Source organism: Moraxella sp. CTOTU47915 (assembly GCF_031986685.1).
Taxonomy (GTDB): domain Bacteria; phylum Pseudomonadota; class Gammaproteobacteria; order Pseudomonadales; family Moraxellaceae; genus Faucicola; species Faucicola tetraodonis.
Genome location: NZ_DAMAAE010000002.1, coordinates 81492 through 95865, shown reverse-complemented (window position 1 = coordinate 95865; position 14374 = coordinate 81492). Strand labels below are relative to the sequence as shown.

13 protein-coding genes are annotated in these 14374 nt (G+C 43.6%); 9 read left to right on the top strand and 4 right to left on the bottom strand.

Annotated features, from left to right (window positions below):
* Window positions 1–21 precede the first annotated feature (21 nt).
* The 5 genes from RTL34_RS02630 (at window position 22) to kdsB (ending at window position 4877) form a co-directional block, all read left to right on the top strand.
* Complete coding sequence (locus RTL34_RS02630; protein WP_312114386.1) at window positions 22–645, top strand: MotA/TolQ/ExbB proton channel family protein; 624 nt, start codon at window positions 22–24, stop codon at window positions 643–645.
* 30 nt (window positions 646–675) lie between these two features.
* Window positions 676–1131: an ExbD/TolR family protein gene (locus RTL34_RS02625; RefSeq protein WP_201664177.1), complete on the top strand. Its 456-nt coding sequence runs from the start codon at window positions 676–678 to the stop codon at window positions 1129–1131.
* Between the two features lie 63 nt (window positions 1132–1194).
* The gene (gene msbA, locus RTL34_RS02620) at window positions 1195–2958 is read left to right on the top strand and encodes a lipid A export permease/ATP-binding protein MsbA (RefSeq protein WP_312114383.1); all 1764 of its coding nucleotides are present in this window, start codon (window positions 1195–1197) and stop codon (window positions 2956–2958) included.
* Window positions 2958–4061 (top strand): tetraacyldisaccharide 4'-kinase, encoded by a 1104-nt coding sequence (gene lpxK, locus RTL34_RS02615; protein WP_312114382.1) that lies wholly within the window; start codon window positions 2958–2960, stop codon window positions 4059–4061. The genes msbA and lpxK overlap by 1 nt, the downstream gene beginning before the upstream one ends.
* A gap of 21 nt (window positions 4062–4082) precedes the next feature.
* Entirely contained in the window at window positions 4083–4877 is a 795-nt protein-coding gene (gene kdsB, locus RTL34_RS02610; RefSeq protein ID WP_312114381.1) for a 3-deoxy-manno-octulosonate cytidylyltransferase, read from the top strand.
* Window positions 4878–4928: 51 nt separating this feature from the next.
* On the opposite strand, the gene RTL34_RS02605 is transcribed toward kdsB, so the two are convergent.
* The 3 genes from RTL34_RS02605 to RTL34_RS02595 form a co-directional block, all read right to left on the bottom strand.
* On the bottom strand, window positions 4929–5930 hold the full coding sequence (locus tag RTL34_RS02605) for an LLM class flavin-dependent oxidoreductase (RefSeq protein WP_312114380.1): 1002 nt from the start codon (window positions 5928–5930) through the stop codon (window positions 4929–4931).
* A gap of 70 nt (window positions 5931–6000) precedes the next feature.
* Window positions 6001–6927 carry a LysR substrate-binding domain-containing protein gene (locus RTL34_RS02600; RefSeq protein WP_050325344.1) on the bottom strand — a complete coding sequence of 309 codons (927 nt, stop codon included), beginning with the start codon at window positions 6925–6927 and terminating at the stop codon, window positions 6001–6003.
* A 57-nt stretch (window positions 6928–6984) separates the two neighbouring features.
* Entirely contained in the window at window positions 6985–7134 is a 150-nt protein-coding gene (locus RTL34_RS02595) for a hypothetical protein (protein ID WP_312114377.1), read from the bottom strand.
* A gap of 338 nt (window positions 7135–7472) precedes the next feature.
* Here RTL34_RS02595 and RTL34_RS02590 point away from each other — a divergent pair, with 338 nt between their 5' ends.
* The 4 genes from RTL34_RS02590 to RTL34_RS02575 are packed head-to-tail and all read left to right on the top strand — an operon-like array spanning window position 7473 to window position 12095.
* Window positions 7473–9071 (top strand): AmpG family muropeptide MFS transporter, encoded by a 1599-nt coding sequence (locus RTL34_RS02590; protein WP_312114376.1) that lies wholly within the window; start codon window positions 7473–7475, stop codon window positions 9069–9071.
* Window positions 9064–9918 carry a peptide chain release factor N(5)-glutamine methyltransferase gene (gene prmC, locus RTL34_RS02585; RefSeq protein ID WP_312114374.1) on the top strand — a complete coding sequence of 285 codons (855 nt, stop codon included), beginning with the start codon at window positions 9064–9066 and terminating at the stop codon, window positions 9916–9918. The genes RTL34_RS02590 and prmC overlap by 8 nt, the downstream gene beginning before the upstream one ends.
* A gap of 55 nt (window positions 9919–9973) precedes the next feature.
* Window positions 9974–10768: a HesA/MoeB/ThiF family protein gene (locus RTL34_RS02580; protein ID WP_312114373.1), complete on the top strand. Its 795-nt coding sequence runs from the start codon at window positions 9974–9976 to the stop codon at window positions 10766–10768.
* A 13-nt stretch (window positions 10769–10781) separates the two neighbouring features.
* Complete coding sequence (locus RTL34_RS02575; RefSeq protein ID WP_095355420.1) at window positions 10782–12095, top strand: ABC1 kinase family protein; 1314 nt, start codon at window positions 10782–10784, stop codon at window positions 12093–12095.
* Between the two features lie 12 nt (window positions 12096–12107).
* Here the strand turns inward: RTL34_RS02575 and RTL34_RS02570 are convergent, their stop codons facing one another.
* Window positions 12108–14318: a DNA primase gene (locus RTL34_RS02570; protein ID WP_312114371.1), complete on the bottom strand. Its 2211-nt coding sequence runs from the start codon at window positions 14316–14318 to the stop codon at window positions 12108–12110.
* Between the last annotated feature and the right edge of the window lie 56 nt (window positions 14319–14374).

The window sequence follows — 14374 nt, the reverse complement described above, 5'->3', positions numbered from 1 at the left end:
CAGGCAAAGGCAGTATAACGGATGTGGGGATTAGTTAAAGCAGGCGGTTGGTTGATGTGGCCCATTGTCTTATGTTCGATTTTGATGTTGATTATCATCATTGAGCGCGCGATAAAACTTAAAGCCAGCACAGTGACACCCGCCCATCTGCGTGAACAATTGATGCAGCGGCTGATTGAGCAGGGCGATATTGATCGTGAATCGCTTGAGAATGTCAAACTCAATTCGCCTTTGGGTGATATCCTCGCTTCTGGACTCATGAATCGCCAGCATGGGATTGATTCAATGACCATGCATATGGAAAACCGCGCCAGTATCGCCATCCACCAATTAGAAAAACATATTAATATGTTGGGTACCATCGGTGCTATCGCGCCATTGTTGGGTCTTTTAGGTACCGTACTGGGGATTATTTCATCCTTCTTAGCCATTACCGAAGGCGCAATGCAAGATCCGACCATGCTGGCAGCTGGCGTATCACAAGCGCTGATTACCACAGCAGGGGGTATGCTGGTTGCGATACCTGCAGTGATGGCTTACCGTATTTTTCAGCGCCGTATCATTGATATCAATGCCGCGTTTGAACAAGAAGCGGGTTTGATGATGCAAGAATTACTGGACTATGGTCTAATCACGCCTCGTTAATGGCATATAGCTGCGTAAAAGAGTCAACCCATGCGATTTCGTAAACCCACGGTCGAACCATTAGAAATCAATCTTACCCCGATGATTGATTGCTTACTGTTTTTGATTGTTTTTTTGCTGCTGTCGACCACCTTTAACCATTTTAGTAAACTCAATATCATTTTGCCGCAAGCAGAGGGCGTACCGATTACCGAAAAAACCAAACGCATTGAAATCGCGGTGCAAAAAGATGGTAGTTATCTGGTCAATGGCATTGCTTTATCTGGTAATGGCGAAGCTGAATTGACAGCGATGATCCGTCAAGAAGCGGGTGAAGACCGAAAGCAGCTATTTGTTATCTCTGCTGATGCCGATACCAGTCACCAGTCGGTGGTTAAAGTGATGGATATAGCGGGTAAAATGGGCTTTATGAATTTAAATATCAGTACTGTGATACCTGCCACTTCGCTCGATAGTAATATAGCCCCAGCGCCCGATGCCAAATAATTTTTATTGTTCAATTTACTGATACAATAGCTGTTAAGTCGTTCTTTTATATATTGAGATGCCATGACCGTTTCAAACCCTTCCAATGCTCACCCACGTTGGCAGACCTATCGAAGATTGCTAGGTTATCTCAAGCCGTATTGGTGGGCGATGACGCTGGTCGTCATTGGCTTTACCTTAAATGCAGGCACCGAAGTGGGCATTGCCAAGCTGGTTAAATTCATTATTGATGCGATTAATGAACGTGATCAAGCCCATATCAATCTTTTTCCAGCCTTAATTGTGTTGTTGTTTGTACTGCGAGGACTTAGCTCATTTTTGGGTAATTACTTTAGCGCAGTGATTTCACGCAATGTCGTCTATCAGCTGCGTATGCAAGTGTTTTCAAAATTGCTCAGATTACCTAGCCAATTTTATCTTAACCACAATGCCGGTCAGATTTCTGCAAAATTAATTTTTGATGTCGAACAGGTGACTGCGGCGGGTACCGATACGCTCAAAACCTTGTTACGCGATGGTTTGACCGTGATTGGGTTGTTGGCGTTTTTGCTTTACAGTAATTGGAAATTAAGCCTGTCGTTGTTTGTGGTATTGCCGCCGATTTTATTGTTAGTCGGTAAAGCCAGTAAACGCTTTCGTAACCTGTCGCGCGGTATTCAAAAGTCCATGGGCGAGGTCAGTCATATTACCAATGAAGTCATCACAGGCTACCAAGTGGTCAAAAATTATGGTGGTCAGCAAAATGAATTGACAAGGTTTAATAACGCCTCTTTAACCAATCTTAAACAAGGGCTAAAGGTGGTGGTGACCAATAGCATCAATACCCCATTAATTCAATTATTGATGGCGTGCGCGATGGGGGTGGTGGTATGGATTGCGTTAAGACCCAATGTATTAGGTGACACCACCGCAGGTGAGTTTATCGCTTATATCAGTGCCGCAGGGCTATTGAGCAAACCCGTGCGCTCGTTGACCGATATCAACCAAGGCTTGCAAAAAGGTTTGGCGGCGGCGGATTCTATATTTGAGATGCTTGATGAAGCCGAAGAAAAAGACACAGGCAAGGTTGAAAAAACCCTGAGTGGTAAAATAGTACTTAACAACCTAAGCGTCACTTTTGAGGATGGCAAACAAGCGCTCAACAACGTAAATTTGGTGGTCAATCCCGGTGAAACGGTGGCGTTAATCGGTCGAAGTGGCGCAGGTAAAACTACCCTAGTCAACTGTCTGATGCGCGCGCTAGAGCCTACAGCGGGCAATATTTATCTTGACGATGTCGCTATCGAAGATTTGACATTACATTCACTGCGTAGTCAGATTGCCAGTGTCAACCAACAAGTGGTGCTGTTTGATACCTCTATCCACAACAATATCGCCTATGGCGAATTATCTAACCGAACTTCGGAGCAAGTGATTGATGCCGCAAAATCAGCCTTTGCGCACGATTTTATCATGCAATTGCCGCAGGGTTACCAATCAAAGATTGGCTCACAAGGTTTGCAGTTATCTGGCGGACAACGCCAACGCTTATCTATTGCACGTGCTTTGCTAAAGGATGCGCCTATCTTGATTTTGGATGAAGCCACGAGCGCGCTAGATAACGAATCAGAATTTTATATCCAAAAAGCGCTGGAGCGCGTAATGCATGGGAGAACCACCATCGTTATCGCGCACCGATTAACGACAATCCAAAATGCCGACAAAATCGTAGTCATGGATAACGGTGAAATCATCGAAGTCGGTAACCACGACAGTTTACTAGCCTCGCAAGGTACGTATGCCAAGTTGTATGAGCGTCATTTTGAAGAGGACATATTGTCAAGCTAATGCAACAGACACTACTACAGGCGTGGCGCAACAAATCCCTCTGGCTATGGTTGTTATTGCCGGTGTCTTGGTTGTATGGATTGGTTTTTTGGCTCAATAAAACTATTTATCGATTAGGGTTAAAACCCGTTTATTATCCCAACGTGCCCGTCATTGTAGTGGGCAATATCACGGTTGGCGGTAGCGGTAAGACACCGCTAATCATTGCGGTGGTAACTTACCTGCAGCAAAAAGGGCTGACAGTCGGCGTCATCAGTCGTGGCTATGGCGGACAACCCAAGCTCATGCCCTGTATCGTGACAGCAAATTCAAAGCCCAGTGACGTTGGCGATGAGCCGTGCCTGATTGTGCAGCATACAGGTGTGCCAATGGCAGTCTGTCCAAACCGTGCTCAAGCAATTGAGTTATTGCTTGAGCAATTCCCCGATATTCAACTTATTTTGGCGGATGATGGACTGCAACATTTTGCCTTAGATAGGGATGAAAACTGGATTGTCGTCGATGCCGATCGCGGCTTTGGTAACCGCCAGCTATTGCCCACAGGCTTTCTGCGAGAACCCATTAAACGCCTGTATCAGCCCAATACCACCGTCATATTTCACCAAAGTAATTGGCAGGATACTCGGGCTTTAACCCATTTTTCAAATAGCCTAAGCAAAAATAGACATAGCATATCACCCGATGTTCGTATGCGTTTGCTACAAAAACCATTGGAACCTTTATTTAAAACACCTTTATTTAAAACGCCTTCGCAAAATAGCTTACCTGCCCAACAAGTCATTGCCATGACAGGGATTGGATTGCCGCAGCGTTTTTTTAATAGCCTAAGCCAACTAGGATTTGACATCATACCGATGCCATTGAATGACCATCACAATTACAGTTTGCAAGATTTTGCCAACTTGCCAAAGTTACCGATTATCGTCACTGATAAGGATGCGGTCAAATTGCGTGTTTTGTTCGCCCAAGATCATGAAAAAAATGACATTGTAACAACCATATGGGTGTTACCGATAGAAGCTGAGTTATCACCCGCCTTTTATGGGTTAATCGACCGACAAATCGGTGAATTGATTACCTTTGCTGACAATACTGACAATTAAAAAACTTGTAGGAAATACAATATGTTAAAACATTTGGTCATACCGGCCCGTCTAAAAAGTACCCGACTACCCAACAAACCGCTGTTAGAAATTCATGGCAAACCGATGATTCTATGGGTGATTGATCGTGCCAATGCGGTGAAATCGGCGGGAATTGCCGATGATATTTTTGTGGCAACAGATGATGATAGCATCGCTCAACTGTGTCAAGACTATGGGGCAGCTGTCATCATGACTGACCCCAATCATGCGTCTGGCACTGATAGGCTTGCTGAGGTAGCCAGATGTCAGCAGTGGTCAACTGAAGATATCGTGATTAATATGCAAGGCGATGAACCACTCGTGCCGGCAGGACTTATCAAACAAGTGACTGAGCTTCTGCTACAAAAAAAAGATTGCGTGATGGCGACTTTGGCTGAACCCATTCAAAGCGTTGAAGAGTTTTTACGGCCATCGGTGGTCAAAGTCGTCAAAAATGCCCACAAGGAAGCCTTGTATTTTAGCCGAGCGCCGATTCCTTGCGATCGTCATACAGCATTTTTGACCGAACAGCCAAATAGTGATGAAAATAGCGCGCCAAAAAACGCTTATCGACACCTAGGCATTTATGCTTATCGGGTCAGTTTGTTACAACAATTTAGTGTCTGGCAGCAAGGCGAGCTAGAGCAGCTTGAATCATTGGAACAATTGCGTATTTTGGAGCAAGGCATGCGTATCGCCATTGATATCGCTTCAGAATTATTGCCGCCCGGTGTCGACACGCAACAGGATTTGGATCGGCTCAATAAGATGTCATTATCAGAATTATTGAAATAATAAAAAAGCCCAAATTAATCTTGGGCTTTTTTGTGGTTTTTGCTTTTGTGATTAGCTGTTTAAGCTAAATAAATCAAGCGCTTTCACCAAAGATAAGGAGTTGAGGCGGGCTTGTTGGTCATAAATATTACAAGTGACAATCAATTCATCAGGGCGGATAGTCTCAAGAAAATGGTTAAGTTTTGGTTTGACACTGTCAGGTTTACCGACAAAAGAGATTGCCAACGACGATTCAACCATGTATTTCTCTGCAGATGTCCAAAAAGCATCAATATTCTCAATCGGTTTTGGCATTTGTGAGGGTTTACCACGGCGCAAATTAACAAAACTTTGCTGCGCTGAAGTGAATTGGTAAGCGGCTTCCTCGTCGGTATCGGCCAATAGCAAGTTACTTGCTACCATCACATAAGGTTGTTGCAAATGGCTAGAGGGCTTGAAATTCTCACGGTACAATGTCACCGCTTGCGATAACATCTGCGGGGCAAAATGAGACGCAAATACATAAGGCAGCCCTAATGCAGCAGCGAGACTGGCACCAAATAAGGACGACCCTAAAATCCAGACAGGCACATTTAAGCCATTAGCCGGCATAGCAGCCACTGTCTGACCATCGAGCGGGTCAAAATAATGCATCAGTTCTTGCACATCTTGCGGGAAGTTTTCGGCATCATTCATGGTGCGGCGCAAGGCACGGAAGGTTGCCCCATCCGTACCAGGGGCACGGCCGACGCCAAGATCGATACGTTCGCCGTACAAAGTGGCTAACGTACCAAACTGTTCTGCGACCACTAAGGGTGCATGGTTAGGCAACATGATACCACCCGAGCCAATTCGTATCGTTGAGGTGTGAGCGCCAATGTAAGCTAGCAACACACTGGTTGCGGTACTGGCAATGCCGCGCATGTTGTGGTGCTCAGCCAGCCAATAGCGGTTAAAACCTACTTTTTCGGCAGTTTGGGCAACAGTCACCGCTTGCTTAAGCGCGTTTTTAGCGTCACTGCCTTCAGGTACAGGAACAAGGTCTAAAAATGAAATAGGGATTTGTTTGGTCATCTTTGTCATCATTGTAGTCATCATAAAAAGAATAGTAGTCCCTTTATAATGGCGAATCCAAAAAAATCAATCACCCAAATTGTTGCTGACAAATATCAATGAACGCTTTGCCAAAATTACGGATATCCCCATCGACACGGGTGGCTATCCACGTCACATGTTTTCCAAAAATTTTCGTTGGAATTTTGACAAGATTGCGATAATGCTGACCTTCAAATGCCATTTCAGCAATCGTGCCCACGCCCATACCAATACCGACATAGGTACTAATCACATCGGCATCCAAGGCAGTAAGCACGATATTAGGCGTCAGTTCTGCCGCACTAAAGGCTCTATCAATCGCACCACGACCCGTAAAACCACCGTGATAAGTGATAATCGGATAATTTGCTAAGGTTTGGATATCAATCTCAGTGCGATTCTCAAGCTCATGTCCCACGGGTACAATCACATGATGATACCAATCATAATAGCGAATACAGTGTAGATTATCGTGCGCAAGCAGCGATTCAGTTGCGATGCCAATGTCGGCTTGACCTTGTGCCACCATATTGGCAATCGACTCAGGGTCAGCTTGATGCAAAATCAGATGGACATTGGGAAATTGTTGTTTAAAGCGCTGGACCACCCAAGGCAACACATAACGTGCTTGGGTATGCGTCGTGGCAATTGACAACTCACCCTGATGGGGATTTTGAAAATCTAAGGTTAAATTTTCAATTGACCTTACTTCCACAAAGATTTTCTCAATATGCGGTAGTAGCAGCTCACCGATAGGGGATAGACCCACCAATCGCTTACCCTGCCGCACAAAAACTTCCGCCCGAAGCTGACTTTCGAGCGCGGCAATATGCTTACTCAGACTGGATTGACTGGTATGTAATACTTTGGCAGCTTGGCTCAGATTATAATTATTAATCACAGTCTGCCAAACGGTTTCAAGTTGTTTGAGTTGAATTTGTAAATAACGTTGATTGATGACAACATTGATTGCCATAAAATGACCTTAATAAAAAAACGAAATAAAATGCTCGCTATAAGCGCTTGATTGAGCTTAAAAATTAACAAAACTAGGCATTACCGCCATATGTGTATTAGACACCGCGCCTGCCATGCTACTATCGACTACAGATAAGCTTTCATTATCAACTGCCGTGACATGATAGGCATTATTTTGCTGATAGATAGCAATCGGGTATTGCATAATTTGCCTCAAAGCCGTCCACAGCTAACAACTGACAAAAAGGTTAAAAGTCACTGCAGGGTGTCAAGTATAGCATATTACCATAAAATAGCAGGTTCAAAACCTAGCTGCTTAAGTCAGGCTTATTTAATAGGCTTAAAATTTAAGAAATTGATTAATGTGGCAAGTCTGTAGACATTGACTCAGTTATCGACTTGATTGCAGTACCACCTTGTTTCAGATATCGCCGTTTCAGACATCCACAATAATTTTAGTTTGTCTACACCTAGAAAACCGCTACAATAGTAAGATTTTAATGAAGTTTTGTGGTAAATCGTGCGTGATGAGTGAGAGGTAACATGGAAATATCAAAACAACCTGTGTCAAACGACCAAGCGGCGCTACCAAGCGAAAGCTCAGCAGGCACAAAAAAGTCTTGGGGCGAAGCCATCAAAGCCTATATGGACAAGCGCGCTTGGGTGATGTTGCTATTGGGTTTTTCTTCAGGGTTGCCTTATCTATTGATATTTTCTAGTTTGTCAATTTGGCTCAAAGAAGCAGGGTTTGATATCAAAATTATCACCATGTTTAGTTGGGCGATGCTCGGGTACTCGTTTAAGTTTGTTTGGTCGCCACTCGTCAATGCCGTGCCGATTCCGTTGTTAACCAAAATGCTAGGACAACGCCGTAGTTGGCTAATTGTGGCACAAATTGTGGTCGCCTTTGCAATTTTTATGCTCGGTAGTTTTAATCCCACCAGTGATGTTGTACTTGATTACATGGCATTTTTTGCCGTGTTGTTAGGTTTTTCAGCGGCAACACAAGACATTGTGATTGATGCCTATCGTATTGAAATTGCTGAAAAATCCATGCAGCCTGTACTCTCTGGTATGTTTATGGCAGGTTACCGAATCGGTCTGATTGTCGCAGGGGCAGGGGCGCTGTTCTTGGCAGAATATTTTGGCTCGACCAAAGCCACTTACAACTACGCTGCTTGGCAACAAACCTATTATATTATGGCATCTTTGATGCTCATAGGGGTTGTCACCACCCTTTTGATTAAAGAACCCACCGTCACCCGTGTGCAGCATGAACGCCCGATGTCGGATTATTTTCAACTGTTTTTACTATTTTTAATTTCAGTGATTGCGCTGATTGCCAGCTTTATTGTCATCGGTAATGTACTTCCAGAGACTGAGTCAAAATTTTTGGGCTTTGTTTATGAGAGTATTAAATTTATTGGTGCTGTGGCTATTGCCATTGGCACCGCTTTAGTGTTATTAAAAGCCAAAATCATCAAAAAGCAAGTCGCGGTTGACATGTGGGTCGCACCGATTCAAGACTTTTTCATTCGTTATGGTAAAAAAGCCGTATGGCTGATTTTATTGATAGGCTTGTATCGTATTTCAGATATTGTGGCGGGTACGACGTCAAACTTGTTTTATGTCAACTTAGGCTTTAGCAAAACCGATATCGCCTTGGCAGTCAAAACCTTTGGGATGGGGATGTCAATTGTAGGTGGTATTCTAGGCGGCTTGCTTGCCGAGCGTTTTAAAATCATGAATGCTATGTTGATTGGTGCTATTTTAGCGTCAGCCAGTAATTTATTGTTTGTGATTTTGGCGGGCAAGGGTCATGATTTTTTTTATATGTACTCGGCGGTGATGTTTGATAACCTCGCCTCCGGTCTAGCAAGTGCCATCTTCGTCGCCTTTTTATCGGTATTGACCAATATTCGCTTTAGCATGGTACAGTATGCACTGCTTAGTTCATTAATGACCTTAACACCAAAAATTTTGGGTGGCTACTCGGGTGCAATGGTAGAGACCATGGGATATCCTGCTTTTTTCACCTTTACCGCATTGATTGGCATTCCTGTGCTGTTGTTGATTTATATGGTAGATAAGCATGTGATGAGCCAAGATGCGACAAGAAGTGATAATATCACCCATGAATAACTTAGTATCATCTTACAGCATTCAATCATTGTTGGCTGTACCAAGCAAGGTTGAAAAACACATCCGCAAACAGTTGCTCGGTGAGTATCTCGATGTAGGGCAAACTTATCTTATTACCCATAATAGCGAAATGGTAACTGCAGCAATAGCCACTCAATATTTTGCTGCGCTTGATGAGTTGATAGCCGGTAAACCATTCGCTTATGTACTAGGTAAACAAAGTTTTTGGCAGTATGAGTTTTTAGTCAATGAGCATACTTTAATACCGCGTCCTGATACCGAGAGGTTGATAGAAGCAGTGCTTAATCACCATAAAAATAGCCTAAGCAAACCAATGAATATTTTAGATTTAGGCACGGGGTCAGGTTGTATTGCCATCACGCTGGCAGAGGAATTTAAAAATTCCTCCGTTAAAGCAGTAGACAAGTCGCTTGATGCACTGAAGATGGCAGCACAAAATGCTAAAAAAATAGGGGTTAGTAATATCGCGTTTTTTGAAGGCAGTTGGTATGAACCCTTTATGACAGCCCATGCAGATGAAAACAACAAATTTGATATCATCGTGTCTAATCCACCTTATATCGATCCCAACGATCCCCACTTGGCAGGTTTAACCGATGAACCCATTAGCGCGCTAATCGCGGATAATAAGGGCATGGCGGACATCTGTCATATTGTCAAAACTGCGCCACAATTTTTACAGCCTCATGGCTTATTAGCAATTGAACATGGGTATGATCAGGGTGAACAGGTTAGGGACGTATTTTTGTCAAATGGCTTTGGCGATGTAATCACCGTCAAAGACTATGGGCACAATGACCGAGTAACGCTGGGTGTACTAAATTAGTGTACTAAATTAATGGGCTAAAATAGCCTAAGTAAATATGTGAAATTTAACAACTATGTCAGAACAAACAGAATTAACCGATGCAGAAATGCTACGCTATGCCCGCCAAATATTGCTAGAAGGGTGGGATATAGAAGCACAAACGCGGCTAAAAAATAGCTGTGCGATTATTATTGGCATGGGCGGGCTAGGCTGCCCACTTGCAGAGACCTTGTGCCGTGCTGGCATTGGCAAAATGCTTATTATTGACGATGATACGATTGATGAGAGCAATCTGCAGCGGCAGTCGTTGTTTACCCCTAACGATATCAGTCAATCTAAAGCGCTGGTAGCCAAAGCTAAATTACATGAAATCAATGCATTTTGTGATGTTATCGCCATACAAGCACGTTTAACAGCCGATAATTATCAACAAATGGTTGAACAAGCGAAAATAAATAGCCTAAGCAAATTAATCTGTGATTGCACAGATAACTTCAAAGCACGAGACCTCATTAATACCATCGCTGTCAAGTCAAATTTGTCACTATTATCAGCCTCTGCCATTGCGCAAACCGGGCAACTGGCATTATTTACGCCACAGCAGGGTTGCTATCATTGCTTATTTCAAGGGGCAGGAGATGATGAGCAAACGTGTGCCACTAGCGGCGTGCTTGCCAGTACTACCCAAATTATCGGCAACCTTCAAGCCCAAGCGGCTTTAAGTTTTTTGGGACTCGGTATCAATCCTATAGCGCAAACGTTATTGCTATGGAACGGCAAAACCATGAATCTTAAAAAACTTCACTATCGTAAAGACGCGAACTGCGAGATTTGTAGCCAACCATCGGCTATCACAGACGTAATGTAAACTAGAGTTAATCATGCAAAAAAATCACTTTTTGAAAAAATCCTTAAATGTCATTCAGCGGGTCGGGAAGACGGCAACCGTGGCTGGCAAAGCAGGGCTGCGCATCACCCAAGGTGAAAAAATGACCCCAACGCTGCTGCGCCAAAGCTTTGAAGAGTTGGGTACTACCTATATCAAAATCGGTCAGTTTATTGCCAGTACCCCGTCCATCTTTCCCCGCGAATATGTGACAGTATTTCAAGGCTGTCTGGATCAAACCACGCCCATGCCTTATAGCTATATTGAAGGTGTCTTAAGAGAGGAACTGGAAAAAGATGGGCAGACATTGGAAGATATTTTTCAAAGTATTGAGGTCAAACCGTTAGCGTCTGCATCCATCGCCCAAGTTCACAGTGCTATTTTAAAAAATGGCGATAATGTGGTGTTAAAAGTGCAAAAACCTGAAGTAGATACCATCATTCAAACCGATTTAGGCATGATGGTTGGGTTGACTAAACTGATTGATAGTATCGCACCGTCGCTAAAATTTGCCAGTATTTCACCCATTATTGATGAAATCCGTTTGCGCATGGCAGCAGAAACAGACTTCTTACAAGAAGCCAAAAACATTGATGATTTCCAAGATTTTTTAAAAAAAACAGACAATCATAAAGTAGTCGCGCCCGATGTTTATCATGATATCAGTACCAAAAAAGTACTTGTCATGACCCGGTTCTTTGGGGTGTCGATGATTGATGATGCCGCCATGCGTCAATACTGCAAATACCCCGCACAGGTGATGACAGATACTTTAAACACGTGGTTTTCTAGCTTGATGCTGTGCAATAGTTTTCATGCCGATTTGCATGCAGGTAATTTGATGTTGTTGACCGATGGTCGTATTGGCTTTATTGATTTTGGGATTGTAGGCAAACTTGAACCCAAAGCGTGGCAAGCCAGTATGGGGATGATGGATAGTTTTGCTAAAGAAGACTATCGGGGCATGGCGCATTATATGGTTGAAATGGATATGACCCATGCGCGAGAGCAAGTCAATGTCGATGTCCTTGCCCAAGATCTTGAATCAGTGATGAAAAAAATCTTGGCAGATGATAGTTTGTTTATGGGAAAAACCATTGACCAAACCATGCCAAACCGCTTGAAAGATCATACTGATGAAATCAATCAAATGTTGCTTGAAATGGTGGAAGTCGGTAAACGCCATGGTATTCACTTCCCAAGAGATTTTGCGCTACTGACCAAGCAACTGTTATATTTTGACCGCTTTATGAAAGTACTTGCCCCTGAAATGGATATGTTTCATGATGCGCGGATTAAAATGGCATAAACACGCGATGAATTAATCCTCTTTGCGCTGTAGCCATGTTCTAAGCCAAGTTAAAATCGCTTGGTGGTGTTTGATACATAGGCTCAGCGCCTTTAAGTCTGCTTTTAGGGTTTTTTGTTGGCGCTGTAGGCTTTCTAACATCAGTTGAACCACCAACTCTGTCACCAGGTCTGAGATATCATCAATATTGCGCTGACTAAGTTCCTTAAAAAACCGCGCCCAATGTTTGATAAGTTTGTTTTGCTGCTCTGAGGTCAAGCCCGCCAGTATAAAATGTGCTTTGGCATTGATTCGATCGTAAGTTGACCATTTTGGGTTATCAAAATCCTGCAATCTTGATTGAATGGTTTGAATCCAAGTAATCAACTTCAATAATTCTTCATCGGCAATGGCTTGCCAAGTCAGACAGCAGCTTTCATCATAGTTTTTGCAGGGTGTATCCATGGCATGAGTGATGCCATCAGTTTCACCAGTTGAATTTTCGTCCAATCGAATCGGGGCTGTTGGTTTGGTAGATGGGGGTCTCGGTTTAAAAACATTAGCCGCTTCGCTGCGCTGATAAATATCGCGGATAACAGACTGGCTAATACGGTTATTTTCCAGATTGCCTAACAGCTCTGGTTGAAACAAAAAACACAGCTGCAGATGCAGTTGTACCGTCAATTCGCTATCAAAATTGAGCAGGGCATCTTGCGCTTGCCGTGCTTGGTTTTTTCTCCCCAATCCCATTTTGTTTTTGATGTCTTCACGCAGCAACCAGCCATAACTGCCTTTTGGCAGTTTTTGGGTCAGCGCAGAGAGTTGCTGCAAAATCTTGCTGCGATTTTCAGGGGTATTGGTAGGATATTGGCGCGTCAGACTTGAGTACAAATAGGCTGATAGGGGAACCGCTTGGGCGATTTGTTGCCGCATCGCTAACAAACCATGGGCTTTGACATAACTATCAGGGTCATGATTATCTGGCAGTGTCAAAAAGTGTAATTCCTTGCCATCAGTGAGCGCAGGCAATCCCACTTCCATGGCACGCCAAGCGGCTTTTTGTCCTGCACTATCACCATCAAAACTTAAAGTAAGTATGGGATTAAATTGCAGTAATCTTTCGATTTGTGATTGCGCCAATGCTGTTCCCATGGAGGCAACTGCGCCATACACGCCCGCTTGATGAAGGCTTATGACATCCATATAACCTTCAACCACCAGCCAGTCTTTGGCTTTGGCCTTGCGGCCTTCAAAAAGACCATATAACACGGCTTGCTTATGAAATACAGGTGAATCTGAAGAGTTGATATACTTGGGCTGCTCATCATCAGACATGGTGCGACCGGCAAAGCCGATCACCCGTCCTTGTTGGTCGCGGATGGGAAAAATCACCCGATTGCGCAGCAAATCAAAATCACGCCCATTTTGCGAAGTGCGCACCAATCCCAAGATTTTTAAACCTTCGATGTCTTGGGGGAAGGCTTCTTCAAGATGTTGCCAACCGTTTGGGGCAAAACCCAAGGCAAATTCTTCGATAGTGTGCGGCGTCAGTCCACGTTTGAGCAAATAATGTTGGGCAAAGCTATTTTGCTGTAATTGATTTTGATAAAACTGGCAGATTTGGGTGAGTAAGTCGTATAAACTTGATGAACTATCCTGCGGGCTGTTATTTCCCATGTCATCAAAGGGTGAAAATCCGCCAACGCTTGCGTCATCATACTCGCCAAAAGGGATAAAGCTCGTATCTAAGTTATCAGACGTTTGAAAATCATCAAAAGCGTCTATCCATAAAGCCTCTGCATCGTCAATAGACGGACGCTCGGCAACATCTGAGTCAGAGAGGGCTTGAGCGGGACTTTGAGCTAGATTTTGATGAGAGGATGCCCTTGCTTGCGATACAGCAGGTTTGGGTGCAACGGGTGTTTTTTTATAAGTATGTGATTTGTTGACAGGTTCTTTGGGCAGTTCAATCCCCGTTTGACGGGACAATTCTTTGAGCGCTTCACCCGCGGTGAGGTTTTCGTACTCTTTTAAAAAGGTGAGCGCATTGCCGGCGACACCACAGCCAAAACAGTTATATAGCCCCTTTTGCGGATTGACAAAAAATGAGGGCGTTTTTTCTCCATGAAAAGGGCAACAGCCTTTGAATTCATTGCCCGAACGTTTGAGCTCCACATGCTTGCCAATAATCTTGACGATATCGGCATTAGCAATGATTTGATCAATGATGGCATTGTTACTCATGGTAAAAAGCGCATTTCCAGTTAAAAATTAGCTGATTGAAAAAAAATAGCTAGGAT